Here is a 26091-nt window from a genome sequence, read left to right on the forward strand (position 1 = left end):
CTCAGACCCGTACCGTTTCCTCGGCCTCGTCCACGGCGGCCAGCACCCGGTCGACCGGGAGCGCCGCCCATCTCGACGCCGTACCTACCCCGGGCACGGCGGCGCAATCCCCGCCCGGGGCCCAGAGCACCCGGTGCCACGGCCGGTCGGCCGGCGGGCCCCAGCGGGCCGGCGGCACCGGGCCGAACAGCAGCACCGACGGGACCCGGTAGGCGGTGGCCAGGTGACCGACCCCGGTGTCCCCGCTGACCACCAGCCGGGCGGCGGCCACCAGGGCGGCCAGCTCACCCAGGTCGGTCCGGCCGGCCAGCACCGCCGAGCGGGGCAGGCCCGCGTCGGCCGCCACCCGGGCGGCCAGGTCCCGTTCCCCGGCCGAGCCGGTCACCACCACCCGGTGCCCCCGGTCGGCCAGCCGCCGGGCCAGCGCGGCGAACCGGTCCGCCGGCCACCGCTTCGCCTCGACCTTGCTGCCCGGGTGCACCACGGTCACCCCGGCCGGCAGCCGGCCCGGCGGTGGGCGGCGCAACGCCAGGTCGGTGCGGTCGGCCGGGATGCCGTACCAGTGGAGCAGCCGGCACCAGCGGTCCACCTCGTGCTCGTCGTCGTCCCAGTCGGGGCCGTCGCGGTGCCCGGCGGGCGGGCACCGGAAGGCCACCAGCCGGCCCGCGCCGGCCAGCATCCGGTGTGACCCCGGCCCGCGTCCGTGCAGGTTGACCGCCACCCGCGGCGGCGGCCCGGACCACGGCGGCACGTCATTCGGGAGCCGCCCGGACCACGGCGGCACGCCCGGCGACGACCCGTCGGCCGACGGCGGGACGGGCCAGGGCGGCGGGCCGAGGTCGTCGGTGGGCAGCAGCCGGTCGACCCCGCCGACCAGCTCGACCAGCGGGCCCAGCCAGGCCGGCGCGGCCAGCACCAGTTCCTCGCCCGGATGCCAGGCCCGCAGGGCGCGCAGCGCGGGCACCGCCGTGGCCAGGTCACCGACGCCGAGCGCCCGCAACACCAGGATCACGGGTACGAGGTCTCCTGCTCGGCGCAGACCACCAGTTCCCGCACGGTGCTACCGGGCGGCTGGGACAGCGCGAACATGATCGCGGCGGCGGTGTCGGCCGGGTCGTTGAGCTTCGCGTCCGGGCCCGGACGGTACTGCGGGTCGCGGTCGTCGAAGAACGCGGTGCGCATCCCGCCGGGGATGAGCAGGGTCACCCCGACGCTGCCGGCCAGCTCGGCGGCGAGCGACCTGGTGAACCCGACCACCCCGAACTTCGCCGCGCAGTACGCGGTGGCGTCGCCGACCGCCTTGACGCCCAGGGTGGAGGCGACCGTGACGACGTTGCCCCGGGACGCCTCCAGGTAGGGCAGCGCGGCCCGGACCACCGCCACCGTGGCGAGCAGGTCCACCACGACGATCCGTTCCCAGGTGTCGCGGGGGACGTCGGCCAGTCTGCCGGGCACGTCCATGCCGGCGGCGGTCACCACCGCGTCCAGCCCGCCGACCCGTTCGGCCAGGTCCCGGGTGGCCTCCTCGGCGGCCCGGGTGTCGGCCAGGTCGCACTCGATCCACGGCACCCCGTCGGCGGGGGGTCGCCGGTCCAGCACCAGCGGTCGTCCGCCGGCGCGCGCGACGGCGGTGACCACCGCCGCGCCGAGGCCGCTCGACCCGCCGGTGACCAGGACGGCCGGACCGGCACCGGGTGGACTGCTGCTCATCGTGCTCCCTCCGTCGTCGGATGCGCCGGTCCGACCGGGGACCCGGCGGGCTCCGGCCGGCCGGTGCGCCGGCGTTCGCCCCGGGCCGCCGCGATCATGTCGGTGGTGGAGCGCCCGTCCAGGTACGGCACCACCACGCTGTCCCCGCCCCACCGGCGCAACAGCTCGCCCTCCGGCAGGCCCGGCCCGTCGCCGACGCCGGTGGCGTAGTCCCCGCCCTTGACCCAGACGTCGGGCCGCAGCCAGCCCAGCGTGGCGTGCGGGGTGGGTTCGTCGAAGACCACCACCGCGTCGACGCAGCTCAACGCGGCGAGCAGCCGGGCCCGGTCGCCCTGCGGGATCACCGGCCGGTCGGGGCCCTTGAGGCCGGTGACGCTGGTGTCGGAGTTCAGGCAGACCACCAGGCAGTCGCCGAGCTGCCGGGCGGCCTGCAACGTCGCCACGTGCCCGGCGTGCAGCAGGTCGAAGCAGCCCCCGGTGGCGACCACGGTGCCACCGGCAGCGCGGACCTCGGCCACCACCGCGCCCGCCGCGGCGGCCCCGATCCGTTCCCCGCCGCCGACCAGCACCGGCGGGCAGTCCCGCACCGGTACGGGCAGCGCGGCGGCCACCCCGCCGTCGGCCACGTACGCCGACGCCGCGCCGACGGCCGCCTGGACCGCCTCGGAGACCAGCGCGCCCCCGGCGAGCGCCACCGCGGCGGCCGAGGCGAACCGGTCCCCCGCCCCGCAGGTGTCCCCCTCGGCGCTGACCGGCGCGGAGACCATCAGCGGCGTCGCCCCGGCGGAGCAGAGCAGCGCGCCGTCACCCCCGAGGGTGACCACCACCGCCCCGGCCCGCCAGCGTTCCCGCAGTCCCTGGCCGGCGCGGGCGGCGACCGCCAGCCGGGACCCGCCCGGCGGCACCTTGGCCAACTCCCGGGCCTCCGGCTCGTTCGGGGTGACCAGCCGCACCCCGGGCACCGCGACCGGGCCCCGGGGGTGCGGGTCCCAGACCACCGGGGCGCGGGTCGCGGCCAGCGCCGCCCGCAGCGCCGGCTGTCGGGCCACCCCCCGGCCGTAGTCGCTGACCAGCACGGCGGACGCCCCGGCGAGCAGCCGCAGCACCGCCTCGGTGGGTGGCCCCGGTTCGCCCGCCATGCCACCCCGGTCGTGGCGCAGCAGCACCCGGCCCCGGGCCCGCAGTCGGACCTTCTCCGGGGTCGCCCCGGCCAGCGGCAGCCCGTACACCTGCACCCCGGCGGCGGTGAGCAGCGAGCTGAGCCGGGCCGCCCCGGCGTCGTCGGCGAGCGCGGTCACCAGCGCCACCTCGGCACCCGTGGCGGCGGCGAAGACGGCGGCCAGGCCCGCCCCGCCCGGCCGGTCGGCGGCGGCCGTCTCGTCCAGCACCGGCACCGGCGAGTCGGGGCACAGCCGGTTCACCACCCCTTCGACGTCCCGGTCGAGCAGGGTGTCCCCGAGCACCACCAGCGGGCCCCTCACGCCGGGTCCCCACGCCGTCGGTCGGCCGTCGGGTCGACGACCACCTCCACCCCGGCCCGGACCGGCCCGCCGTCGGCCACCGGCGATGCGTCGACCGGGTCGTCCGCCGCCGGGTCCACGGGCCGGGCCGCCGACGCGGCGGCGCTGGCCGCCGCCTGGCCGGCCAGCGCGGTCAGCGCCGTGGGCAACGCCCGGTCGACGTACTCGCAGAGCACGTGGGTGGAGACCAGGTGCAGTTCCTGCACCACCTGGCTGTCCGGCGAGGCGACGCCCAGCGCCTCGTGGCAGGCGTCGGCGAGCGGGTTCGGCGTCGGGCCGGTGAACGCCCAGCAGCGCAGCCCGACCTCCCGGGCGGCGGCCACCGCGGCGAGCAGGTTGCCGCTGGACCCGCTGGTGGACATCAGCAGCAGGACGTCACCGGGACGGCCGTGGGCCCGCACCTGCCGGGCGAAGACCTCGTCGTAGCCGTAGTCGTTGCCGATCGCGGTCAACGCGGAGGTCTCGGCGTGCAGGGCGATCGCCGACAGCGGCCGGCGCTCGTCGCGCAGCCGGCCGACCAGTTCGGCGGTGAGGTGCTGGGCCTCGGCGGCGCTGCCCCCGTTGCCGGCGACCAGCAACCGCCCGCCGCCGACCAGGATGCCGGCCAGCTCGGTGCCCCAGCGGGCCAGCAACGGCTCCGCCGCACGGTACGGCAGCAGCGCCTCGGCCAGCAGGGTCAGGTGCGCGTCGAGCAGGCCGGCCCGTGCCGCCCGGGTCGAGGTCGTCATCAGGCGACCACCCGGCTCGGCCTGCGTACGGCGGCGACCTCGGCGTACACCTCGGTCAACCGGTCGGCGGCGGTGGCCCACGAGTAGCTGCGGCGGGCCCGCTGCAACGCGGCGGTGGCGTAGCCGTAGCGGCGGGCCGGGTCGCCGAGCAGGCCGGCCAGCGCGTCGCCCAGCGCCTGCGGGTCCCGGGCCGGCACCAGGTCCCCGGTCACCCCGTCGACCACGGTGTCCCGGATGCCGCCGACCGCCGTGCCGACGACGGGCACCCCGCAGGCCATCGCCTCCAACGGGGTCAGCCCGAACGGCTCGTACCAGGGGGCGGCGACCAGCACGTCGGCCGACCGGTACCAGCGGCCCATCTCCTCCCGGGGCACCGCCCCGACCAGCCGGACCCGGTCGGCGACCCCGCAGGTGCCGGCGAGCGCCCGCAGCCGCCGGGCGTACGGGTCGGTCTCCAGCAGCCCGGCGGGCGGCCCGCCGACGACCACGCACTCGGCGTCGGGCACCAGCGCCATCGCCCGGATCACCGTCTGGAAGCCCTTGCGTTCCACCAGCCGGCCGACGGTGAGCACCCGGGGCCGGTCGGCGTCACGGTCGACGGCCGGGCCGAGCGGGGCGAAGGTGTCCAGGTTCACCCCGGACGGCACGACGGTCATCCGGGACCGGGGTACGCCGAGCCGGACCAGCTCCCCGACCTCGTCGCTGCACTGGGCGACGACCCGGTCGACGGCGCACCCCAGTTCCCGTTCGTAGCCGATCCGCCGGGCCGGGCTGGTGTCCTGGACCCCCTGGTGACGCCGCTTGACCGTGCCCAACGCGTGGTACGTCTGCACCACCGGCACCCCGGTCCGCCGGCCCGCGGCCAGCGCGGCCAACCCGCTCATCCAGAAGTGCGCGTGCACCACCTCGGGCATCCAGTCCCCGCCCCGCCAGCGGCCGGTGAGCCAGTGGCTGAACTCCTTCATGTGCGGCAGTAGGGCGTCCTTGGCGACCGGTTCGGCCGGCCCGGCGGGCACGTGCACCACCTCGTACCCGTCCGGGGCGCGCACGGCGACCGGCAGGTCGACGGCGTCGCGTCGGGTGTAGACCCGGACGTCGTGGCCGGCCGCCACCAGCGCGGCGGAGAGTTCCGCGACGTGCGTGTTCTGCCCACCGGCGTCCTCACCGCCCAGCACGGCGAGCGGGCTGGCATGCTCGGAGATCATCGCGATGCGCATACTTCCTCCTCCAGCAGGCGGTCCCAGTCGGCGAGGAAACGGTCCAGGCCGTAACGGCCCAGCGCGGCGGTCCGCGCCTGCGCACCCGCGCGACGCGCCTCGGCGGGGTCGGCGACGAACCGGGCGGCGGCGGCCAGCAGGGTGTCGACCCGGGTGGACAACGCCCCCGCCGCGGGAGGCACCGCCTGCACGGCCTCGGTGGTGGCCAGCGCGACCACCGGCATCCCGATGGTCATCGCCTCGATCAGGCTCAACCCGAGCGAGGTCCACCGGCACAGGTGCAGGTAGGCCCGCCGCCGGGCCAGCTCGGCGTGCATCAGGTGCTGCGGGACGTCGTCGTGGCTGGTCAACCGGTCGGCCGGCAGGCCCAGGTGGTCGGCGAGCCCGGCCACCTTCATGCCGAACACGTCCAGCGGGGCGATCTCGGCGAACCGGGCGAGCAGGTCGGTGCCGGTGATCCGATTCCGGCGTACCGGCTCGTTGATCACCACGGCGAGCCGGTCCAGCTCGCCGGTCCAGGTCACCGCGGGTGGCACCACGCCGTGTTCGACGACGGCGGTGCGGGTGGACCCGTTGTCCCAGAACAGCTCGTTGAAGTGGGTGACGTGGGTGAGCAGCAGGTCCTCCCGGTCGGCCATCGGGTGCCTGGTGTTCGGCACGTCGCCCTTGGGGGTGTTGTGCTCGACGTAGACCGCCGGCACCGCCCGGCCGAGCCACTGCCGGGCCAGGTCGTGTTCCTCGGGGCGTTGCAGCAGCACCACGTCGACGTCGGCGTGGCGCAACTGCTCCGGGGTCACCTCGACGGCGGTGTCCGGCCACGGGTAGGTGCGCGCCCGACCCAGCCCGTACGGGCCCCGGTCGGGGGTGACCGGCACCAGGTAGCGGTGCCTGCCGTGCACGAAGGACGTGGTCCAGGAGCCGTGCACGTGCCAGAGCAGGATGTTCATCGCCGACTCCCCCGCCCGGCGGTCACCGGCGTCACCCCGGCCGGCGTCACCCCGGCCGGGGCGTCGGCGGGGACGCCGAGCAGGCGTACCGCGTCGAGGACCCGGCCCGGTTCGACGGCCGACAGGCAGGGGTGGCCGGGCACCGGACAGACCGTGGCGCGGGTGTCCCGGCACGGTGCGGCGGCGTCGCCCAGCCGGACCGTCGGCACCCGGTAGGGCCCCCACTGTCCGTAGGGGACGGTGGGGGCGAACAGGCTGACCACCGGCACGCCCAGCGCGGCGGCCAGGTGCGCCGGCCCGGTGTTGCCGACCACCAGCGCGCCGGCGTGGGCGAGCACCCCGGCCAGGTCGGCCAGGCCGGTCCGGCCGCCCAGGTCGATGCCGGTGTCGCCGGCCACCCGGGCGGTCAGCGCCGTCTCGTCGGGTCCGCCGGTGACCGCCACCCGGTGCCCGGCGGCGGTGAGGGTCCGCACGATCCGGGCCGCCAGTTCCGGTGGCACGGCCCGGCTCGGCACCGCCGAACCGGGGTGCAGCACCAGGTACCCGGGGCCGCCGAGCCCGGCCGGCGCCGGCGGCACCCGGTCGGCGCGGACCCGCAGTCGCGGATCGTCGCCGGGCGGCAGCGTGAAACCGGCGGCGGCGGCCAGCGACAGCGCCCGCTCCGGCTCGGGCAGCCCGGCGGGGACCCGGTGCCGCACGTCGAGCAGCGAACCCGGGTAGTCGTCGCTGATCGCGCTGACCCTCGGCACGCCGGCCAGCCGCAGCAGCAGCGCCAGCGGCAGGGGCGACTGGTGGAACGAGGTGAACACGACCGCCTCGTCGGCCCGGACCGCGCGCAGCCGGTCGGTGAGCCGGTCGATGTCCGCCGGGTCGACCGGGTCGGGCGTGCCGTCGATCCAGGGCAGCGGCCACTCGACGACCTCGTCGACGCCGGGCAGCAGGGCGGCGGCGGCGCGGCCCCGGGGGCCGCAGAGCAGCACGACCCGCTGCGCGTACCCGGCGACGGCCCGGACGGCCGGGCCGGTGACCAGGACGTCCCCGGCGGAGTCGCTGCGCACCACCAGCACGGTGCCGGCCCGGCGCGGCGGCGGGCCGGCGACCAGGGCGGACCGGGTGAGGATCAGCTCCACGGCGGCGGGCAGGTCGGCGGCGACCTGCCCGGCGGCGGCCACCTCGACGGCCCGGGTGGTGGGGGTGGGCACGAGCACCCCGGCCGCGCCGGCCGCGGCGGCGGCGCCCAGGTCGGCGGCGATGTCCCCGACCAGCACGCAGCGGTCCGGGGTGGTGCCGAGCGCCCGCGCGGCGGCGTGCACCATGCCGGGCGCGGGTTTGCGGCAGGCGCAGCCGGCCCGCTCGTCGTGCGGGCAGCACTGCCAGGTGTCGAACGGGCCGAGCAGCTCCTCGACCCGCGCGTTGACCGCGCGCAGTTGGGCGGCGGTGAACAGCCCCCGGGCCAGCCCCGACTGGTTGGTGACCACGCCGAGCCGTAGCCCGGCGGCGCGCAGCCGGTCCAGCGCCGCCCGCGCGCCGGGCACCGGCCGTACCTTGTCGGGGTCGCCGTTGTAGGGCACGTCCTCGATCAGGGTGCCGTCCCGGTCGAGCAGCACCGCGTCGTACAGTGCGCGGCCGCCCCGGCCAGCGACCGGATCAACCCGGCCTGACCTGCGCTGATACGGCTCCGCGTCCCGTCGCACGGGCGGCGGGTTCCCGAGGCCCCGGGGAGTAAACCTGGCCCTACCGGGCGGTACGCCGCCCGGCGTCGGGCCGGGCCGCGCCGTCGACCCGAACCGGGTCGGTGCAGCGTTACCCGTCGGCCCGGAGAAGCTAACGCGGCGGGTTAGGCCGGGCCGGCCCGGGTACTGCTCAGCGGTGGCAGTCGTGGAGAAAGTGATCGATGCACCCCCGCAGCAGGTCTTCGACGTGCTGGCCGACGGTTGGACGTACAGCGACTGGGTGGTCGGCACGGTGCACGTGCGTGACGTCGACGCGCAGTGGCCCCGGGTCGGCACCCGACTGCACCACCGGGCCGGCCCCTGGCCGTTCTCCCTGGAGGACGCCTCGACGGTGCTGGTCTGCGAGCCGCCGCACCGGCTGGTGCTGCGGGCCGGCCTGTGGCCGGCCGGGGAGGCGGTCGTGGTGTTCACGCTGACCCCGGAAGGGGACGGCGCGACCCGGGTCCGCATCGGCGAGGACTTCGCCGCGGGCCCGTTGCGCTGGGTCCGCAACAAGCTCAACGACCTGGTGCTGCACCAGCGCAACAAGGAGACGCTGCGCCGGCTCTGCGACATCGCCACCCGGCAGAAGGCCGATGCGCGCGCCGAACGGTGACCGGGCGGTCGCGGGGAGCCTCGGCGGGGTCCCGTCGGGCTTTTGGCTACCCTGTGGGGGAATGCCGACCCCGACTGAGGATGTCCGAGATGATCGAACCCGTGGAGCTGCCGTCACCGTGGCGGGACGCACGCCTGACCGTCGTGGTCCCCACCTACAACGAGGCGGGCAACCTCCCGGTGCTGGTCGAACGGCTGCTGGCCCTTCCGCTGCCGGGCCTGAAGGTGCTCGTCGCCGACGACAACTCGCCGGACGGCACCGGTGAGGTGGCCGACAAGCTGGCCATCGAGAACCCGGACCGGGTGCAGGTCGTGCACCGGGCCGGCAAGGAGGGCCTGGGCCGGGCGTACGTGGACGGCATCGGCCGGGCCCTGGACGGCGGCGCGGAGTACGTGGCGCAGATGGACGCCGACCTGTCGCACCCGCCGGAGGCGCTGCCCGGGATGCTGGGCGCGCTGCTGTCCACCCAGGCGGGGGTGGTGATCGGCTCCCGGTACGTGCCGGGCGGGCAGCTCGACGAGGCGTGGCCGCTCTACCGGCGCGCACTCAGCGGCTGGGCCAACCTCTACGTGCACACCCTGTTGCGGGTGCGCATCCGCGACCTGACCGCCGGCTTCAAGATCTGGCGGGCCGACGCGTTGCGCGACATCGGCCTGCACCGGGTGCAGTCGAACGGTTACAGCTTCCAGGTGGAGATGCACTACCTGGCCACCAAGCTGGGGCACACCATCCTGGAGGTGCCGATCCGGTTCGAGGAGCGGCGCGACGGCGCGTCCAAGATGACCACCGCGACCAAGGTGGAGAGCGCGCTGATGCCGTTCAAGCTGCGCACCCGGCACCGCAACCTGGACTCCTGACCCCGCAGCGGGGTCGTGGGTGGACGGTTCAGCGGTAGAGCGTCCGGTGCGCGGCGTCGATCATGCCGGCGTACACGCCGCCGGTGACGGCGCGGTCGCGGGCCAGCGCCGCCCGGGCGGCGTTCGCGCCGGGTGCGCCGTGCACCCCGCCGCCGGGGTGCGCCGACGCGCTGGCCAGGTAGAGCCGGTCGACCGGGGTGTCGGCCCGGCCCAGGCCGGGGATCGGGCGTAGGAACAGCTGCTGGTACGCCGCGGCGGTGCCGCCGCCCAGCGCCCCGCCGACCAGGCTCGGGTCGCCCTGTTCCAGCTCGGCCGGCCCGGCGACGTGCCGGCCGACGACCAGGCTGCGGAACCCGGGGGCGGCGGCCTCCAGCACGTCCTCCATCCGGTCGACCTGGCGGGCGACGTCCTCGGCCCGCCAGTACCGCCGGAACGGCAGGTGGGTGTACGCCCACAGCGACTCGGTGCCGGCCGGCGAGTGCGTGGGGTCGGCGGTGGTCATCTGCCCGGCCAGCAGGAACGGCTTCGCCGGGATCTCACCCCGGGCCAGTTCGGCGGAGTACGTGGTGAGGCCGTCGAGGTCGGCGCCCAGGTGCACGGTGCCGGCGCCGGCCACCGCCGGGTTGGTCCACGGCAGCGGGGCGGACAGCGCCCAGTCGACCTTGAGGGTGGAGCCGTCCCAGCGGAAGTGGGCCAGGTCCTCGACCAGTCGGGGCGGCAGTTGGGCGGCCCCGACCAGGTCCAGGTAGAGGGCGGGGGCGGGCACGTCGGCGAGCACCGCCCGGCGGGCCCGCCACAGCTGCCCGTCGACGGTACGGACGCCCACCGCCCGACCCCGGGCGGTGAGCACCCGGTCGACCCGCGCCCGGTAGCTGATCCGGCCGCCCCGCTCGGTGAGCCGGGCCACCAGCGCGTCGGTGATCCGCTGCGCGCCGCCGACCGGCACCGGCCAGCCGACCTGCTGGCCGAGCATGGCCAGCAGCCAGCCGTAGACGCCGGAGCCGGCCTCCTCGGGGGACAGGTCGGTGTGCAGGGCGCAGCCGGCCAGCAGCGCCGGGCCGCCGTCGCCGGTGAACAGTTCGCTGCCGAGCTTGCGCACCGGCAGGACCAGGCGGCGGGCCAGCCGTAACGCGCCGCCGACCCGCAGTTGGCGCAGCAGGCCCAGTCCGCCGCGTACCGGGGGGAACGGGGTGGTGATGGCGTCGAGCATCGGGCCGGACACCTGCGCCCAGTCGGCGTACGCGTGCCGCCAGCGGTCCCCGTCGCCGGGGGCGAACGTCTCCAGCGAGGCGGCGGTGGTGTCCAGGTCCCGGTTGATCACCGCGGCCCGCCCGTCGGGCAGCAGGTGGGCCAGCACGTCGGGGGCGTGCGTCCAGGTCAGGCCGTAGCGGGGCAGGTCGAGGCCGGCCAGCACCGGGGAGGCGTACCCGAGGGGGTAGAAGGAGCTGTACAGGTCGCTGAGGTAGCCGGGGGCGGTGACCTCGGCGGAGCGGACCGCCCCGCCGGGTGCGCCGGTCGCCTCCAGCACCAGCACGTCCCAGCCGGCGTCGGCGAGCAGGTTGGCGGCCACCAGGCCGTTGTGTCCGGCGCCGATGACGACGGCGTCCGCGGTGTCCGTGCCCGGCGAGGTCATCGGATCCGGCTACCCGGCGGGCAACCGGGCGAAACGCGTTTGCTTCGGCGGGAGCGGGGCATCCCGCCGCATGTACCGGGTGGAGCAACTCATCGGTGGGGTGTGGGGCGCGGGCGGCGAGGGTGGTGAGCTGACGGTCCACGACCCGGCTGACGGCTCCCCGGTCGGCACCGTGCCGGTGGCGACGGCGGACGAGGTGGCCAAGGCGGTCGAGGCGGCCCGGGAGGTGGCCGCCGAGTGGGCGGCGACCCCGACGGCGCAGCGTGCGGAGCTGCTGCACCAGGCGGCGGACGCGGTGGCGGCGGACGCGGAGGAGTTGGCCGCGGCGACCACGGCGGAGATGGGCAAGCCGCTGGGCGACGCCCGGGGCGGGGTGGCGGCCGGCGTCGGCACCCTGCGCCAGTACGCCGAGCTGGGTCCGCTGCGCGGCGGCCGGACGTTGCACGGCGACGGCGACGCGATCGACTTCATGCTGCCGCAGGCGCGGGGGGTGGTGGCGGCGATCACCCCGTGGAACGACCCGGTGGCGGTCTCCTGCGGGTTGCTCGGCGCGGCCCTGGTCACCGGCAACGTGGTGCTCTACAAGCCGAGCGAGCGGACCCCGGTCACCGGGTGGCTGCTGGCCCGGCTGTTCGACGGGGTGTTCCCGGCGGGCGTGCTGTCCCTGCTGACCGGGGGCGCGGAGGTGGGCGCGGCGTTGGCCGCGCAGCCGGTGGACGTGGTCGCGCACGTCGGTGCCACGGCGACCGGCCGGGCGATCGCGGCGGCCTGTGCCCGGACCGGGGCGAAGGCCCTGCTGGAGAACGGCGGCAGCGACCCGCTGGTGGTCGACGCCGGGGTGGACCCGGGGTGGGCGGCCGGGCAGGCGGCGTTGGGCGCGTTCGCCAACGCCGGGCAGCTCTGCGTGGCGGTGGAGCGGATCTACGCGCACCGCGACGTCGCCGAGGACTTCGTCGACGCGTTGGTGCAGCGGGCCGGGGCGCTGACGGTCGGGCCGGGCCGGGACCCGGCCACCGAGCTGGGCCCGCTGGTCGACCGGCGGCACCGCGACCAGGTGCACGGGCAGGTCACGGCCGCGGTGGCGCAGGGGGCGACGCTGCGCGCCGGTGGGGTGCTGCCGGACGGGCCGGGGGCGTTCTATCCGGCGACGGTGGTCACCGACTGCCGGCAGGAGATGACGCTGGTGCGGGAGGAGACGTTCGGGCCGGTGGCGGCGGTGGTGACGGTGGACTCGTTCAGCGAGGCGCTGCGGTGTGCCGCCGATTCGCCGTACGGGCTGGCGGCGACGGTGCTGACCGGGTCGATGAGCCACGCCCAGCGGGCCTTTCGGGAGCTGCCGGTGGGCACGGTGAAGGTCAACGCGGTGTTCGGGGGCGCGCCGGGTGGTGCCGCGCAGCCGCGCCGGGGCAGCGGCCAGGGCTTCGGGTACGGCCCGGAGCTGCTGGACGAGTTCAGCACGGTCAAGGCGGTGCACCTGCAACCGCCGGCCGGCGGCCACTGGTGAGCCGGGCCGCCCCGTCCGGGGCGGCCCCGCGCGTACTTCCGGTCAGTCGCCGCGGGCCTTGCGGGTGGCCCGGTTGTTGGCCTTCTCGATGGCCTTGACCAGTTCCGGCTTGGTCATCCGGCTGCGGCCGGGCACGTCCAGTTTCTTCGCCACCTGCATCAGGTGGTCCTTGGTGGCGTTGGCGTCCACCCCACCGGCGGTGGGGGCCCGGCGGGCGGGGCCGCCGCCTTCGGCCTGGCGGTCGCTGGGGCCCTTGCGGCCCTTCGCTTCCCAGTGGTCGCCCACCTTCTCGAAGCTGTGCTTGACGGCGGCGAAGGCGGCGCGGTGCGCCCGCTCCCCCTCGCCGTAGGTCTGCACCGCCGAGTCGTGTGTCTTCTCCCAGGTGCGCTGCGCCTTCTCCGGGGAGCGTCGCAGCGTGCTGGGCAGTACCTCGCGCCCGGGCATCCCGTCCTCCTCCGCGTCGATTTCCTGGCTTGACCCCAACGGTTCCCTGGGCCCGCACCGGCAAACACCGACGTCGGGTTTGTCGATTTCCACCGTCGGGTACCGCCGGGCCCAGACGCGCGCCGGACGCCGGGTCCGCCGGGTCGTCGGGCGACGAGGAGCCGAGCATGGCAGCGACGACGGAGCCGACCACGGCCGCCGGTGACGACCCGGGGGTACGCGTACCCCGCCGGGTACGCCAGTTGAGCTGGTCGACCTGGCGCGGGGTGCTGGTGCGCAGCGGCCGGGGTTTCGTGAAGGACAACTGCGCCGACTGGGCGGCGGCGTTGACCTACTACGGGGTGCTCGCCCTGTTCCCGTCCACGGTCGTGGTGGTGGCCCTGGTGGGGCTGGTCTCCGACGGCGAGCGGACGGTGGACACCGTGCTGGACCTGGCCCGCGACATCGGGGCCGGTTCGGTGGTCGGCAACGAGGGTTTCGTGTCGGTGGTGCGCACGGTGGTCGACCAGCAGAGCGGGACGAAGGTGCTGCTCAGCTTCGGTCTGGTGGGCGCGTTGTGGTCGGCGTCCGGGTTCATCGGCGCGTTCACCCGGGCCTCCAACGCGGTCTACGGGGTACAGGAGGGCCGCCCGTTCTACCGGCTGCGCCCGTTGCAGATCGGGTTGGCCGGGGTGTCGCTGCTGCTGCTCGCGGTGGTGGCGCTGGGGTTGATCGTCAGCGGCCCGGTGACCGACGCGGTCGGCGACCTGGTGGGTGCCGGTGGGCTGGCCCGGACGACGTGGAGCGTCGTGAAGTGGCCGGTGCTGGCGCTGGTGATGATGACGCTGTTGTCGCTGATGTTCTGGATCGCCCCCAACGTCCGGCAGCCCCGGTTCCGGTGGCTCACCCCGGGCGGGGCGGTGGCGTTGCTGTCCTGGATCGTCGTCTCCTTCGGCTTCGGCCTGTACGTGGCCAACTTCGGCTCGTACGACGTCACCTACGGCAGCCTGGGGGCGGTGATCGCCTTCCTGGTGTGGCTGTACCTGTCGAACTCGGCGCTGATGTTCGGGGTGCAGATCAACGCGGAGTTGCAGCGGGGGCGTCGGTTGCAGGCGGGCGTCGACGACCCGGGTGAGCCGGTGCTGCCGCCGAAGGCCACCGCCGGTTCGTGACCCCGTCGGGTCCGGCGTCCGGGTCGGTGTTTCCCCGGGGCGGGCGCGGGTAGCACAACAGACATGGAACGTGGCAGCAGCAAGCACGCACCGAGGGTCGACGACCAGATGAGCCAGGAGGTCAGCGGCCTGGTCCAGGGGTCGGGGGCCGGTGGTTCCCGGGTCGAGGAGTTCCGCGAGGCGGAGCCGGCCGGCGAGGACCAGCCGGGCGCGACCACGGCACCGGCGGGCGACCTGCGCACCGGCACCCCGCAGGGGATGACCGCACAGGACGTGGAGGCGCGCAGCCGGCTGGGCCGGTTCATCACGATGACGGCCCTGCCCGGCGACCGGCTGGCGCTGGTCGCCAACGCGCGGGAGAACGACGCGCCCGACGACCTGGTGGCCGCCCTGGAGCGCCTGCCGGAGGGCACCCGTTTCCAGACGATTTCCGAGGTGTGGGCCGCACTCGGGCACCGGAACGAGACGACGCGTTGGTGACCGGATCGGCCCACGATCCGGACGGACACCAGCGGCCAGAGGAGGATTTCGCATGAGCGGCGTCATCGAGCACGTGGACGTGTCGGTACCGGTACGGACCGCCTACGACCAGTGGACCCAGTTCGAGGAGTTCCCCCACTTCATGGAGGGGGTGCAGGAGGTCCGGCAGCTGTCGGAGACGATGACCCACTGGACGGTGGAGATCGCCGGGGTCAAGCGCGAGTTCGACGCCGAGATCACCGAGCAGCTCCCCGACGAGCGGGTGGCCTGGAAGTCGACGGGCGGCACCCAGCAGGCCGGTGTGGTGACGTTCCACCGGCTCGACGAGGGCAACACCCGGGTCACCCTGCAGATGGACTTCGAGCCGCACGGCGTGGTCGAGCAGGCGGGCGACAAGCTCGGTGTGGTCGACCGGCGGGCCAAGGGCGACCTGGAGCGGTTCAAGCAGTTCATCGAGCGTCGCGGTCAGGAGACCGGGGCGTGGCGCGGGTCGGTCGACCGTCCGCAGCCCTGATCCCCGTCTCCCCCGACACGGACGCACAGCCCCGACGGCCGCCGGTGAACCGGCGGCCGTCGCCGCGTCCGGGTCCGACCGTTTGCGATCATCGGGTCGGGGTACCGCGCAGGTATGACGGACAACGACGGCAGGGTGTGGCGGGACGAGCAGAGGACGCCGCTGGAGGAGCTGGACCGGGCGATCGCCAGATCCACCATCGACGGGCAGGCCGACGACCCGACCGGCAACGACGCGGGCGAGGAGGCCACCTTCGGGCACGGCCCCGAACCGGTGGACCGGGGTGCCGGCCCGCAGACCGGGCGCCGGGAGATGACCGACACCGAGCGCGCCTACCGCCCCTCCACGACGGGACGTACCGGGCCCGACACGATGTGACGGTCGGCGTCGGGGCCCGCGTCGGGTCGGGGTCGGCGGCATGGGGGCCGATGATGCGGTGTCCCGGTCGAACGACACCGCATCATCGGCCCAGAAGCCCGATTGCCCTGGCTGGCCGAGCCCGAGAAGGGCGGAAGCGGGCTCAGTGGGTGGGGGGCGGCGCGGCGGTCTGGCGGGCGGCTGCGGCGTGCGCCACCAGCAGCGCCACCGCCAGCACGGTCAGCGCCGGGCCGAGCAGCCGCACCGAGATGTCGCCGAGCAGCACGCCGAGCCCAGCCGGGATGAGGGCCGCCCCGATGCCGGCGGCGCCGATCTGCACGCCGATCACCCGGTCGGCGTGCTGCCGGCCGACCCGTTCGGCGGTGCTCAGGGTGAGCAGCGGGAACACGGGCGCGGCGGCGAACCCGAGGACGACCAGGCCGGCCACCGTCACCCAGCCCGGCCCCGGCAGCGCGATCAGCACCGCGCCGACGGCCATGCCCAGCAGGCTGCCCCGCAGCACCCGGGCGGTGCCGAGCCGCTCGGCAACCAGCCCCTGCACCACCCGGCCGACGAAGAGGCTGCCCCAGTAGCCGGAGACCGCCACCCCGGCGGCCTCAGCGGACACCCCCCGCCCCTCGGTGAGCAGCAGGAACGCGTAGAGCCCGGCGGACACCTCGATGGCCACGTAGACGGCGAAGGCGAGCGCGCCGAACCAGACGGCGGGCAACCGGAGCGTGTCGGCGATCCGCACCCCCGCCGGGCCACCGGCCGACCCGCCACGCCCGGCCACCGCCGGACCGTCGACCGGTCCGGGGTGGCCGGCCGGCGCGACGACGCTGTCGTCGGGCCGCGCACCGACCGTCCGGTCGACCGGCGCGGCGGGCGACGGCGGGGAGCCGGCCGTGCGGTCCCGCCATGCGCCGACGGTGAGCGCGAACGCGGTGGCCAACGCGAGCTGGGCGGCGGCGGTGACCGCGTACCCCCAGCGCCAGCCGGCCCCGGTGCTCAGCATGGCGGTCATCACCAGCGGGCCGATCGCCACGCCGAGGCCGAAGAAGGCGTGCATCCAGTTCATGTGCCGGGGGCCGAACGCCCCGGCGGCGTACGCGTTGAGACCGGAGTCGATCGCCCCGGAGCCCAGGCCGAGCACCAGCGCACAGCCGATCAGCACGGTCAGCGCCGGGGCGCTGGCGTACCCGGTCAGCGCGAGGCTGGCCAGCAGGGTGCTGCCGGCCAGCAGCCGGCCCACGCCCAGCCGGGCGAGGGTGAAACCGGCCAGGACGCTGGAGGTCAGGTACCCGATCGTGCCGGCGGTGAGCACCAGCCCGACCGCGCCGGTCGGTACGCCGAACTCGGCGCTGATCGAGGGCCAGCCGACGCCGAGCAGGCCGTCGGGCAGGCCGAGACTGACGAAGGCGAGGTAGGCGAGCAGGAGCAGTGAGGTACGGGGCGGAGCGACGGACACGGAGGCTCATCCTGCCGCATCACCGAGAACGGGTCGACGTGATTGTCGCCTCCCCCGAACCGGTGGTTTGGAACGCCCGAGCGGGCAGTAAACCGGACAGGTCGTCCAGAATCCGCCGTTCGGCTGCCGGTAATCCGAAGGGGTCGCGCAAGACTTTCGGGATGCAACAGGGCTCCGGTTTCCTCACCCCTCGTCAGCGTCGTCTGGCTTGGCTCGGCTTCCTGCTCGCCGCCGTCCAGGCCCCGGTCTCCGCCAGGTTCTCCTCCGACGACTCGTGGCTGTTCAGCCTCTGCGTCGCGCTGATGGTGGCCACCGTGATCATCGCCGACGACGCCAGCCGTCGTCGCCCGGCCGACGCCACCAGCGCGGACTGACCGCCCGGCGGCCCGTCAGGGGGTCGGGCCGGGGAACTCCCGCTGCGGGCAGCTCAGCGGGTGCGCCGGGTCGACCCGGTGCAGGGCGTACCCGGTGCCCTGGGTCGGGACGTGTGTGCTCGGCGCGCGGTCGCCGATCTGGATCAGGGCGTGCCAACCGGTGCGCTGCGCGGTGTACCTGGTGCAGCCGTCGATGACCTCGGTGTGCTGCCGGGCCGCCACGGTGGCCCGGCCCTGGACGAAGCTCGTCGGGTCGGCCGGGTCGCTCCCGGCCAGCAGCAGTGAGGATGCGGCCGTGGTGGTGTGCGCCCAGAACGACTCCCCGGCCGTCAGCCAGAGGTCGGCGACGGTGACCACGTCGTGGTCGACCAGGCTGGAGAAGGTCAGGTCGGGATCGGCCGGGCCGGTGGTGCCGGAGTGCGTCACCGGCGGCAGGGTGATCGTGGCGGTGTCCGTGCGCTGCTGCACCCAGTACACGCCGGGGGTGTACGCGCTGACCACGGCCGTGTAAGCGCCGAACGGCAGGTGTCCGGCCGTGGAGTCGACCACCACGAAGTCGGTACGACCGAGCCCGTAGACGCTGGTGGCGAGCGTGCTGCCGACGGCGTCGCGCAGGGTCAGGTCCCAGTCGGCGGTGGCGGCGGGTTGGACGGCGACCACCGACCAGTGCCGCTGGTAGGTGCGGTAGGTGTAGTCCTGCGCGGTCCGGGCGATCTGCACGTCGCCGTCGCCGAGCGCGGTGCCGGCCAGGGCCGCTCCGGGGTGGGCGAGCGGCACGGTCAGGGCCAGGGCGAGGGTGCCGGCGAGGCGCGCGCCGAACCACCGGCGGGCGGAACGGGACAGGGCCATCGGTGGGATTCCTTCCGGGTGGGAACTGGACTGTAGCGACGCCGGACCGCCCGGGGCGTCGTCCCGCGCTGTCGGATATCGGCCCCGCCACGGCGACCGCCGGTGTGCGACCTTGTCGACACCCCGCCGCACACCGGCACCGGCCCGGCACCCGCCGCGCCCCGGTCGCCGTACTCCGGCACCCCCGACCCCGAGGAGCGCCGACCGTGACCAGACGACCGACGGTGTGGATGTGGCTGTTGAGCCTGCTGGCGGTGGTGGCGCTCGCCCCGACGCCGGCGTCGGCCGCGCCGCCGGTGGGCGAGCGGGACGCCCGCGACCTCGCCGCCGTACGCAGCGCCGCCGCGCAGGCGTCGTGGTCCACCGGCCCGGTCGCACCCGGCGTCACCCAGGGCTGGGTGTGGAACAACGCCAACCCGCTGAACGCGGCGTACCAGGTGGGGCTGTCCCCCACCGGGGCCGGTGACCTGACCCCCTGCCAGTTCGAGGTGACCCGGACCTGGTACTCCCGGGAGCCGGGCGGCGAGCGGCGGTTCCACTTCACGGTCGCCAACAGCGGCACGCTCACCTGCACGGCCACCGTCCTGCTGTCCTGGCTGACGCCGACCCACGACTGGTCGACAGGGGCGCTCGCGCCCGGGGCCAGCGGCAACTACGGCTGGGTGGAGCAGATCGCGCCCACCGTGTCGTACCTGCTGGGGGTGACGCCGACCGGGGCGACCGCGACGGCCGCCTGCCAGCTGGAGATCACCCGCAGCTGGTACCGGCAGGAACCGGACGGGGTACGCAAGTTCTACTTCGTGCTCCGCAACATCGGCACGATCACCTGCTCCGGCCAGTTCCAGCTCGCCCAGACCGGCCCGTCGGCGTCGTGGCCGACCGGGACGCTCGCCGTCGGGGCCTCGGCCACCTGGACCTGGAACAACGCCAACCCGCTGAACGCGGTCTACCTGCCCGGCCTGGCCCCGACGGGAGCCGCCGGGGGCACCGCCTGCCAGTTGGAGGTGACCCGCAGCCGGTACGTGCAACGGGCCAACCCGGACGGCTCCCGCCAGCGGCAGTACGTGCTGACCGTCGGCAACGTCGGGCAGCTGCCGTGCGGCGGCACCGTCCTGCTCGGGTCACTGACCCCCTGACGCCCCGGGGGATTCCGGCGCACCGGGGGATTCCGGCACCGCGTCCCGTTGCTGTCCGCCCGGACGCCGACGGTGGCCGGTGCGCCGTCTGCCCGCCGGGGCGCGGATCGGTCCCGGTGGCCGAGGGCCGGTCGGCCGCCGGGGGAACCCGTACCGGCCGGGTGGCCGACTCCGCCGGGGTTACCGGGTGGTTAACCTCGATCCTCATGCGAGTGCCGTACCCCCAGGTCGCGACCCGGACCGCCGTACGGGCGGCGCGCTCCCACCTGGCCCTGCTCAGCGCCTCGGTCGGTGCCCCCGGCCTCGCTGCCGCCGCGGCCCGGCCCGGCCTGCTCGCGCTGGTCGACCAGCACGCCGCGGCGATCCGGGACAGCCTCGACGGTGACCGCCGGCCGCTGACCCCGGCCGCGCTGGCCGGCTACGCCGAGGGCGTCCGCGACACCGCCCGGGAGCACGGCCTGCTCCCCGAGGGCGCGGCGGACTTCACCGCCCCGGACTGGGTGCTGGTCCGCCTGCTCGCGGTCTGCGCCCTGGCCCGCACCCTCGACCCCCGGCACCTCGACCCGGCCTGACCCGGTCCACGCGGGAAGGGTGCCCGCCTCGCGCGGACACCCTTCCCGGTGGTACTGCCGACTCAGCTGCCCGGACGGCCGAACTGCTGGGTCTCGTCGCCGGTGCCGGACTGGTAGGTTCCCCGACCGCCGGCCATCGTGCGGGCCTCGTCGACGCGCGGCATGGCCTGCGTCCGCTCGCCGCCCCGGTCGGCCATCTGCCGACCCATGTCGCCCTGCCCGGCGGCGCGGGCCCGCCGGTGCTCCTGGACCGCCCGCGACTCCTCGGCCGCCCGGTCCAGCCAGCCGTCCCAGCGGGACTGCATCGGCTTCACCAGACCGCCGCCGACGCCGACGATCAGGATGCCGGCCACGGTGGCGAGCACCGCGATCAGGACCGGCGTGGTGACCGTGGTGGCGATGCCGACCTGGTTCAGCGCGGCGATCACGCCGAGCGCCAGGATGAAGATGGCCGTCAGGTCGGCCAGCACCTTGCCGTACGACAGGCCGCCGAGCGCACCGGAGACCAGGTCCCGCACGGCGTTGGCGATGGCAGCGGCCACGACCACGATGACGATCGCGATGAACGCCCGCGGCAGCCAGGCCACCACCCCCCGGATGAGGTCGCTGATCGCGTTGGGCCCCCACACCCCGAACGCGAACTGCAGGGTGAACAGCAGCACCGCGTAGTACGCCAGTCGGGCCAGGATGTCACTGGCGTCGTACTTGGTGCGTTCCAACGCGCGTCTGATCCCGCCCCGTTCGACCGCCCGGTCGAAGCCCACCCGTTCCAGCGCCGCGTCCACGATCTTGAGTACCGCGCGGGCGATGAGCCAGCCCACCACGAGGATGACGATGAACGCGATGGCTCTCGGCACGAACAGCAGCACCGACCGCCACATGTCGGTCAAGGCGCTACCGATGTCGACCTGCCTGACCGCAAGGGTTTCCGGCATGATGTCCCTCCTGTCCAATGGACTGCGCCGCCCGGTTACCCGTCCGCCGCAGCAGCACGCCGGAGAATCCGCACCGATTTTCCCGACATGTCTGTAGAAAACCCGCCGGAACTACACGAAGGTCGGCGTCAGTGGAGGCGACGGGCATGATCGGGTCACCCGGGCCGGCTCCGGATAGGCTGCGGGCATGCCAGGCACGGTCGGGCGGGTCCCGACGTCACCAACCCCCGCACCGGGGCCGGCCGGGGTCACACCGGAGGCGGCAGCCGTGCCCGCCCACCCGTGGGCCGACACCCCGCTGGGTCCGCAACAGGGTTGGGACGTGACCATCCGCGTCCTGGTCGACGTGATCCTGTCCTGCCCCGTACCGATGGCGCTGCACTACGGCGACGACTTCGTGCTGCTCTACAACCAGGCGTACGCGGAGGTGATCGGCGACCGGCACCCGGACGCGATGGGCCGGCCCGCCCCGGAGGTCTACGCCGACCTGTGGCACACCCCGGGCGTCGGCGAGGTGATCGAGCGGGCCTACCGGCACGGCGAGTCCTTCCTCCAGAAGGAGTCGGTGCTCCCCGTGCACCAGCAGGGCACCGGTGAGCACACCGTCTTCACCCGGGGCCACTCCCCGGTCCGCGACAGCACCGGGCGGATCGTCGGCGTGCTCACCGTCGCCGCCCAGACCAGCCAGCTCACCCAGCAGTTGCAGAGCCTGTCCGACTTCGCCGCGGCGCTGTCGGGCACCCTCACCCTCGACGACGTGGCCCGGGTGACGCTGCGCTACGCGCTGCACTCCTTCGACGCCGACCAGGTCTCCTTCGCCGTCGACGACGGCCCCGCCTGGCGGCTGGTCCGCCGGATCCGGGGCGAACTGCTCGACGAGGCCGACGAGCGGCTGCCCCCGCTGTGGCGACCGGTCCCACCGGACACCACCGCGCCGGTGGTGGTCGGCGCGCGCAGCGGGGTGCCCTTCTTCGCCGGCGACGGCCAACCGCTGCGGGACACCGCCGTCGACCGGCACGACCAGAAGATCCGCTCGCTGGCCGCGCTGCCGCTACGCTCGTCGGTGATCCGCGGCGGCCTCGCCGTGGGCTACCAGACCCCGCACGGCTGGACGGCGGCGGAACGGGCGCTGCTGGCCGCCTCGGCCGAACTGGTCGGCCAGGCGGCGGAGCGTGCCCGCCGGTTCGAGACCCAGCACGGTACCGCCCAGCTGCTGCAACGCAGCATGCTCCCGGAGCAGTTGCCGACGCTGCCCCGGCTGCGCATCGCCGCCCGCTACGACCCCGGTGTCGACGGCAACGCCGCCGGGGGCGACTTCTACGACGCGTTCCTGCTGCCCTCCGGTGACCTGGGCGTGGTGCTGGGCGACGTCGCCGGGCACGACGTGCAGGCGGCGGCCCGGATGGGGCAGGTACGCGCGGCGCTGCGGGCGCTGGCGTTGACCGATCCCCGGCCGGACGCCGTCCTGGCCGGGCTGGACCGGCTGGTGGCGAGCCTGGGCACCGAGACCGGCACCCACGAGCTGTTCGTGACGGTGGCCTTCGGGGTGGTCGACGCCGACCGGGGCGAGATCACCCTGGCCAGCGCCGGGCATCCCCCGCCGCTGATCCGGCGGTCCGGGCCGGACGGCGTCGCCACTGCCGCCTTCGTCGAGCTGCCGACCGGCGCGCCCCTGGGGTTGGGCTGTCGGCCGCACACCGCGACCGTGCCCTTCGCCCCCGGCGACACCCTGCTGCTCTACAGCGACGGGGTGGTCGAGCGCCGGCGACAGAGCCTCACCGCCGGCCTGGCCGGGTTGGCGGCGGCGGTGGCCGGGGCCGCCAGCGGTGACCCCCGGGCGCTGTGTGCGGTCGCCACCGGCGCGGTCTCCGGCGCCACCGAGGACGACGTGGCGGTGCTCGCGGTCGAGCACGCGCTCAAGCCGAGCCGGTCGGCGGGGATGGAGATGCCCGCCGAGCCGACCGCGCCCAGCCGGGTACGCCACTGGATGACCGCGCAGCTGGCCGAGTGGCAGGTGCCCGAGGCGGTGATCGGTGCGGCGGTGCTGTGCACCAGCGAGCTGACCACCAACGCGTTGCTGCACGCCGGCACCGCCGCCCGGGTGGAGATCGACCTCAGCCCGGAACGACTGCTGGTGTCGGTGGCCGACTCCGGCACCCGGGGCACGGTGACCCGCGCCCAGACCGACACGCTGAGCAGCCGGGGCCGGGGCCTCGGGCTGATCGAACAGCTCTCCGACGCCTGGGGCACCGACCCGACGGTACGGGGCTCGACGGTCTGGTTCGAGATCCTCCTGCCCACCGGCTGACCGGGATTGCCCACCAGCGGTCCGGTCGGTCCCCGGCTGCGGACCAAGCCCTCGCCGTCGGCTCGAACCCGTCTGCGATCCTGACCCCATGAAGCCCAACCTGCACCGGATCTCAGGAAGGCAGGACCACCTGGCGGCAGCGATCCTCGAGCGCGTACCAGGTCGTATGGATCAACAGTTCGTCGATTCCCTTGATCCGGCCGTTGCGCTGGCGCTGGGCCGGTACGGCGTCCGTTCCGCCACGCGGGCACTCCGGCAGCATGATCCCGACCTGCTACGCCGTTCCCTGCTCGCCACCGGGCTCGCCGGCTGTCTGGAGGACGACGACGCCCGGGACCTCATGGTGGGACTGGCCCTGCCCTGGTACGTGGCCCGGCAGCTCCACGTGCCGCCGGAGGCGATGTTCACCGACGTCGCCGACCGTCTTCCGGACGGCACGGTCGCCGAGGTGTTCCGGACCTTCGGCACCCGGACCGACATCACCCTGGAGGCATTCGGTTGGCAACTGGTCACCACACCCGACGGCCCCGACTTCTGTCCGGTGTGATGAACGCTGACCGCTTCGACACGCGGGAGTGGCCGTCGGGGTCGGCCATCGGCGGCCACTGATCGACCGCCCGTGCCGGGACAAGCCGGACACCCAGGCTTAGCCCGGCCGGTCACGGGGCACAGTCCCACCCCCGCCCACACCGGTGGCCGGGGGTGAGAGGCGGTCGGGGTGGAACTGGTCGATGTCGAGTTCGCGCTGGTGGGCGCGGGTGCCCTGTTGGCCGGGGTGCTCCCCCGCCTGCTGGAGCGTCGTCCGCTGTCGATGCCGATAGCGTTCCTCGGCCTCGGGATGCTGGTCTTCGCCCTGCCGATCGGGCTGCCCGCGCCGGACCCGTTGCGGTACCCGCAGGTCGCCACCCACCTGACCGAGATCGGCGTGATCGTGGCGTTGATGGGTGCCGGCCTCAAGATCGACAGACCGTTGAGCTGGCGGAAATGGTCGTCCACCTGGCGGTTGCTGGCGATCGCGATGCCGCTGTGCATCGCGGCGGTGGCGCTGCTCGGCTGGTGGTGGGCGGGACTGGTGCCGGCCGCCGCGTTGCTGCTGGGCGCGGCCCTCGCCCCCACCGATCCGGTGCTCGCCTCGGACGTCCAGGTGGGCGAACCCACTGACGCCGAGGACTCCGAGGACGAGGTGCGCTTCGCGCTGACCTCCGAGGCCGGCCTCAACGACGGCCTGGCCTTCCCGTTCGTCTACGCGGCCATCGCGATCGCCACCGCCGGGCTTGCCCCGTCGGGCTGGTTCGCCGAGTGGTTCACCATCGACGTGCTCTACAAGCTGGCCGTCGGCGTCGGCGGGGGCCTGCTGATCGGCTGGCTGCTCGGCAAGCTGTTCTTCCGCGCCCCGAGCGAGCTGCGGCTGGCCCGGCACGCCGAGGGCTTCCTCGCGCTGGCCGCCACCTTCCTGGCGTACGGGCTGGTGGAGGTGGTCGGCGGGTACGGCTTCCTGGCCGTGTTCGTCGCCGCGCGGGCGATCCGGGCCGCCGAACGGACCCACGAGTTCCACGCCGTGCTGCACGACTTCGCCGAGCAGACCGAACGGCTGCTGACCGTCCTGCTGCTGCTCCTGTTCGGTGGCGCGGTGATCACCGGTCTGCTCGCCCCGCTCACCTGGCAGGCGGCGACGGTCGGGCTGGCGCTGGTGTTCGTCATCCGGCCGCTGTTCGGTTGGCTGTCGCTGCGCGGCGCACCGGGTCGCCCCGCGGAGCACTGGGTGATCGCGTCGTTCGGCATCCGCGGCGTCGGCTCGTTCTACTACCTGGCGTACGCCACCACCAAGGCGGACTTCGCCCAGGCGGACCTGATCTGGGCGACGGTCGGCCTGGTGGTGGTCGTCTCGGTGGTGGTGCACGGGATCGCCGCGACCCCGGTGATGCAGTTGCTGGACCGGGCCGGTGAACGCACCGCCGACCCGTCGGAGCGGGGTCGGCGCGACGAACCGGCCCTGGACGCCGCCCGGAGCTGACCGGGCACCGGACCGGGCCGGCCGCACGGTCAGGTGAGCCGGCGGGCCAGTTCCCGGCCCAGGTCCCGGCCGGAGCGCCAGGCGCTCTGCACGCGCGGCTTGCCGAAGGCGTCCCCGGCCAACCCGACCAGGTCGTCGTCGAGGAAGAACGTCCCGTCATGGTCCGGCTCGACCGGCCGGGCGTACGTCCACCGGTGCACGTGGGTCAGCTCGGCCGGGTCCGGCAGGCCGAGCAGGTCGCGGACGGCCTCCTCGATCGCCGGGCCGGCACCCCCGGGCTGGGCCAGGTGCCCGGCGGCGAACTCCGGCGTGGTGTGGGCGACCAGCACCGGGGCGGCGTCGCCGCGCCGGTCGCCGTCGTCGCAGACCAGGGCGAGCACCGGGTGGTCGTTGACGAACGCGCCCCGGAAGTCGGCCCACCGACGGCCGGGGAAACGCAGCACCGCCGCGAGCACCGGCGACCACCGCTGCCGTACGGCGGCCCGGGTGGCCCCGCTCAGCGCCGGGTCGAGCAGCAGGGCGGCCTGCGGACCCGGGGTGCACAGCGCCACGGCGGCGGCGGGCTCCCCGTCCACCAGCGGGCCCGGCGCGACGCCCGACACGAGCCGGTCGACGGTCACCGGCAACTCCCGGGCCAGCTCCTCGACCAGGGAACGCAGGCCGCGCGGGGCGGCCCAGCGGACCGGTCCGGGCACCTCCCGCCGGCCGTCCGGGCCGTACGCGACGAAGGTGTCGGTCCACTCCCGTACCAGCCCGGCGGCCTGCCACCGCCGGACGACCTCGACGAAGTCCGGGTCGTCGGCGGTGAGGTACGCCGCCCCCAGGTCGGCGGGGCGGCCGTCGAAGCGTCGGCTGGCCATCCGGCCCCCGGCCACCCGACCACGTTCCCGGACCTGTACCGGCACACCTGCCCGCGTCAGTTCCCCGGCGCACGCCACCCCGGCGATGCCGGCACCCACCACGATCACATCCGTGTCCACCGGATGATCGTAGGCACCGCGACCGGCATGACCTGGCGGCCGGCGGGGTATTGGCACGGCTGTTC

26 protein-coding genes are annotated in these 26091 nt (G+C 75.2%); 13 read left to right on the forward strand and 13 right to left on the reverse strand.

Annotated features, from left to right (window positions below; genetic code table 11):
• Position 1: 1 nt before the first annotated feature.
• From ACN267_RS14045 to ACN267_RS14075, 7 genes are read right to left on the reverse strand one after another with little or no spacing between them, the layout of a single operon-like run.
• Positions 2-1012, reverse strand: coding sequence for a glycosyltransferase family 9 protein (locus ACN267_RS14045; RefSeq protein WP_421488869.1), 1011 nt, complete (start codon positions 1010-1012; stop codon positions 2-4).
• Positions 1009-1710, reverse strand: a complete 702-nt coding sequence (locus tag ACN267_RS14050) for an SDR family oxidoreductase (RefSeq protein ID WP_204961305.1) — start codon at positions 1708-1710, stop codon at positions 1009-1011. The genes ACN267_RS14045 and ACN267_RS14050 overlap by 4 nt, the downstream gene beginning before the upstream one ends.
• A complete protein-coding gene (locus ACN267_RS14055) occupies positions 1707-3191 on the reverse strand; it encodes a PfkB family carbohydrate kinase (protein WP_421488870.1) in 1485 nt (494 codons plus the stop codon). The genes ACN267_RS14050 and ACN267_RS14055 overlap by 4 nt, the downstream gene beginning before the upstream one ends.
• Positions 3188-3958: a D-sedoheptulose-7-phosphate isomerase gene (locus tag ACN267_RS14060; protein WP_281899011.1), complete on the reverse strand. Its 771-nt coding sequence runs from the start codon at positions 3956-3958 to the stop codon at positions 3188-3190. Before ACN267_RS14060 ends, ACN267_RS14055 begins: the two co-directional genes overlap by 4 nt.
• Positions 3958-5175 carry a glycosyltransferase gene (locus tag ACN267_RS14065; protein ID WP_421488871.1) on the reverse strand — a complete coding sequence of 406 codons (1218 nt, stop codon included), beginning with the start codon at positions 5173-5175 and terminating at the stop codon, positions 3958-3960. Before ACN267_RS14065 ends, ACN267_RS14060 begins: the two co-directional genes overlap by 1 nt.
• On the reverse strand, positions 5160-6122 hold the full coding sequence (locus tag ACN267_RS14070; RefSeq protein WP_421488872.1) for a glycosyltransferase: 963 nt from the start codon (positions 6120-6122) through the stop codon (positions 5160-5162). Before ACN267_RS14070 ends, ACN267_RS14065 begins: the two co-directional genes overlap by 16 nt.
• The gene (locus tag ACN267_RS14075) at positions 6119-7816 is read right to left on the reverse strand and encodes an HAD-IIIA family hydrolase (protein WP_421488873.1); all 1698 of its coding nucleotides are present in this window, start codon (positions 7814-7816) and stop codon (positions 6119-6121) included. Before ACN267_RS14075 ends, ACN267_RS14070 begins: the two co-directional genes overlap by 4 nt.
• A gap of 184 nt (positions 7817-8000) precedes the next feature.
• Between ACN267_RS14075 and ACN267_RS14080 the strand changes: the two genes are divergently transcribed.
• The gene (locus ACN267_RS14080; protein WP_308447869.1) at positions 8001-8450 is read left to right on the forward strand and encodes an SRPBCC family protein; all 450 of its coding nucleotides are present in this window, start codon (positions 8001-8003) and stop codon (positions 8448-8450) included.
• Positions 8451-8539: 89 nt separating this feature from the next.
• Positions 8540-9307 carry a polyprenol monophosphomannose synthase gene (locus ACN267_RS14085; RefSeq protein WP_281899017.1) on the forward strand — a complete coding sequence of 256 codons (768 nt, stop codon included), beginning with the start codon at positions 8540-8542 and terminating at the stop codon, positions 9305-9307.
• A 28-nt stretch (positions 9308-9335) separates the two neighbouring features.
• On the opposite strand, the gene ACN267_RS14090 is transcribed toward ACN267_RS14085, so the two are convergent.
• Positions 9336-10940, reverse strand: coding sequence for a phytoene desaturase family protein (locus tag ACN267_RS14090; RefSeq protein WP_421488874.1), 1605 nt, complete (start codon positions 10938-10940; stop codon positions 9336-9338).
• A 70-nt stretch (positions 10941-11010) separates the two neighbouring features.
• Here ACN267_RS14090 and ACN267_RS14095 point away from each other — a divergent pair, with 70 nt between their 5' ends.
• Positions 11011-12444: an aldehyde dehydrogenase family protein gene (locus ACN267_RS14095; RefSeq protein ID WP_281899021.1), complete on the forward strand. Its 1434-nt coding sequence runs from the start codon at positions 11011-11013 to the stop codon at positions 12442-12444.
• 42 nt (positions 12445-12486) lie between these two features.
• Here ACN267_RS14095 and ACN267_RS14100 read toward each other — a convergent pair whose 3' ends face one another.
• Entirely contained in the window at positions 12487-12888 is a 402-nt protein-coding gene (locus ACN267_RS14100) for a ChaB family protein (RefSeq protein WP_204961295.1), read from the reverse strand.
• A gap of 167 nt (positions 12889-13055) precedes the next feature.
• Here ACN267_RS14100 and ACN267_RS14105 point away from each other — a divergent pair, with 167 nt between their 5' ends.
• From ACN267_RS14105 to ACN267_RS14120, 4 genes are all read left to right on the forward strand, one after another.
• On the forward strand, positions 13056-14039 hold the full coding sequence (locus ACN267_RS14105) for a YihY/virulence factor BrkB family protein (RefSeq protein WP_421488875.1): 984 nt from the start codon (positions 13056-13058) through the stop codon (positions 14037-14039).
• Positions 14040-14102: 63 nt separating this feature from the next.
• Positions 14103-14519 (forward strand): DUF2795 domain-containing protein, encoded by a 417-nt coding sequence (locus ACN267_RS14110; protein ID WP_281899026.1) that lies wholly within the window; start codon positions 14103-14105, stop codon positions 14517-14519.
• 52 nt (positions 14520-14571) lie between these two features.
• A complete protein-coding gene (locus ACN267_RS14115; RefSeq protein WP_281899028.1) occupies positions 14572-15033 on the forward strand; it encodes an SRPBCC family protein in 462 nt (153 codons plus the stop codon).
• 114 nt (positions 15034-15147) lie between these two features.
• Positions 15148-15411: a hypothetical protein gene (locus ACN267_RS14120; RefSeq protein WP_421488876.1), complete on the forward strand. Its 264-nt coding sequence runs from the start codon at positions 15148-15150 to the stop codon at positions 15409-15411.
• Positions 15412-15553: 142 nt separating this feature from the next.
• Here the strand turns inward: ACN267_RS14120 and ACN267_RS14125 are convergent, their stop codons facing one another.
• Positions 15554-16858 (reverse strand): MFS transporter, encoded by a 1305-nt coding sequence (locus ACN267_RS14125; RefSeq protein WP_204961291.1) that lies wholly within the window; start codon positions 16856-16858, stop codon positions 15554-15556.
• A 161-nt stretch (positions 16859-17019) separates the two neighbouring features.
• On the opposite strand from ACN267_RS14125, the gene ACN267_RS14130 reads away from it, so the two are divergent.
• Positions 17020-17232: a hypothetical protein gene (locus tag ACN267_RS14130; protein ID WP_088644069.1), complete on the forward strand. Its 213-nt coding sequence runs from the start codon at positions 17020-17022 to the stop codon at positions 17230-17232.
• 15 nt (positions 17233-17247) lie between these two features.
• On the opposite strand, the gene ACN267_RS14135 is transcribed toward ACN267_RS14130, so the two are convergent.
• On the reverse strand, positions 17248-18081 hold the full coding sequence (locus tag ACN267_RS14135) for a hypothetical protein (protein WP_421488877.1): 834 nt from the start codon (positions 18079-18081) through the stop codon (positions 17248-17250).
• A 206-nt stretch (positions 18082-18287) separates the two neighbouring features.
• On the opposite strand from ACN267_RS14135, the gene ACN267_RS14140 reads away from it, so the two are divergent.
• Together ACN267_RS14140 and ACN267_RS14145 are read left to right on the forward strand one after the other, a co-directional pair.
• The gene (locus tag ACN267_RS14140) at positions 18288-19217 is read left to right on the forward strand and encodes a hypothetical protein (protein ID WP_421488878.1); all 930 of its coding nucleotides are present in this window, start codon (positions 18288-18290) and stop codon (positions 19215-19217) included.
• A gap of 206 nt (positions 19218-19423) precedes the next feature.
• On the forward strand, positions 19424-19789 hold the full coding sequence (locus ACN267_RS14145) for a DUF6401 family natural product biosynthesis protein (RefSeq protein WP_204961288.1): 366 nt from the start codon (positions 19424-19426) through the stop codon (positions 19787-19789).
• Between the two features lie 62 nt (positions 19790-19851).
• On the opposite strand, the gene ACN267_RS14150 is transcribed toward ACN267_RS14145, so the two are convergent.
• The gene (locus ACN267_RS14150) at positions 19852-20724 is read right to left on the reverse strand and encodes a mechanosensitive ion channel family protein (protein ID WP_204961287.1); all 873 of its coding nucleotides are present in this window, start codon (positions 20722-20724) and stop codon (positions 19852-19854) included.
• Between the two features lie 187 nt (positions 20725-20911).
• Between ACN267_RS14150 and ACN267_RS14155 the strand changes: the two genes are divergently transcribed.
• The 3 genes from ACN267_RS14155 (at position 20912) to ACN267_RS14165 (ending at position 25046) form a co-directional block, all read left to right on the forward strand.
• On the forward strand, positions 20912-23032 hold the full coding sequence (locus ACN267_RS14155; protein WP_421488879.1) for an ATP-binding SpoIIE family protein phosphatase: 2121 nt from the start codon (positions 20912-20914) through the stop codon (positions 23030-23032).
• A 166-nt stretch (positions 23033-23198) separates the two neighbouring features.
• On the forward strand, positions 23199-23579 hold the full coding sequence (locus ACN267_RS14160) for a hypothetical protein (RefSeq protein WP_204961285.1): 381 nt from the start codon (positions 23199-23201) through the stop codon (positions 23577-23579).
• Positions 23580-23750: 171 nt separating this feature from the next.
• Positions 23751-25046 carry a cation:proton antiporter gene (locus tag ACN267_RS14165; RefSeq protein WP_421488880.1) on the forward strand — a complete coding sequence of 432 codons (1296 nt, stop codon included), beginning with the start codon at positions 23751-23753 and terminating at the stop codon, positions 25044-25046.
• A gap of 29 nt (positions 25047-25075) precedes the next feature.
• Here ACN267_RS14165 and ACN267_RS14170 read toward each other — a convergent pair whose 3' ends face one another.
• Complete coding sequence (locus ACN267_RS14170; protein WP_421490422.1) at positions 25076-26014, reverse strand: NAD(P)/FAD-dependent oxidoreductase; 939 nt, start codon at positions 26012-26014, stop codon at positions 25076-25078.
• Positions 26015-26091 lie beyond the last annotated feature (77 nt).

Origin of the sequence: Micromonospora sp. WMMD734, from assembly GCF_049178975.1 — a bacterium.
Classification (GTDB): Bacteria; Actinomycetota; Actinomycetes; order Mycobacteriales; family Micromonosporaceae; genus Micromonospora; species Micromonospora wenchangensis.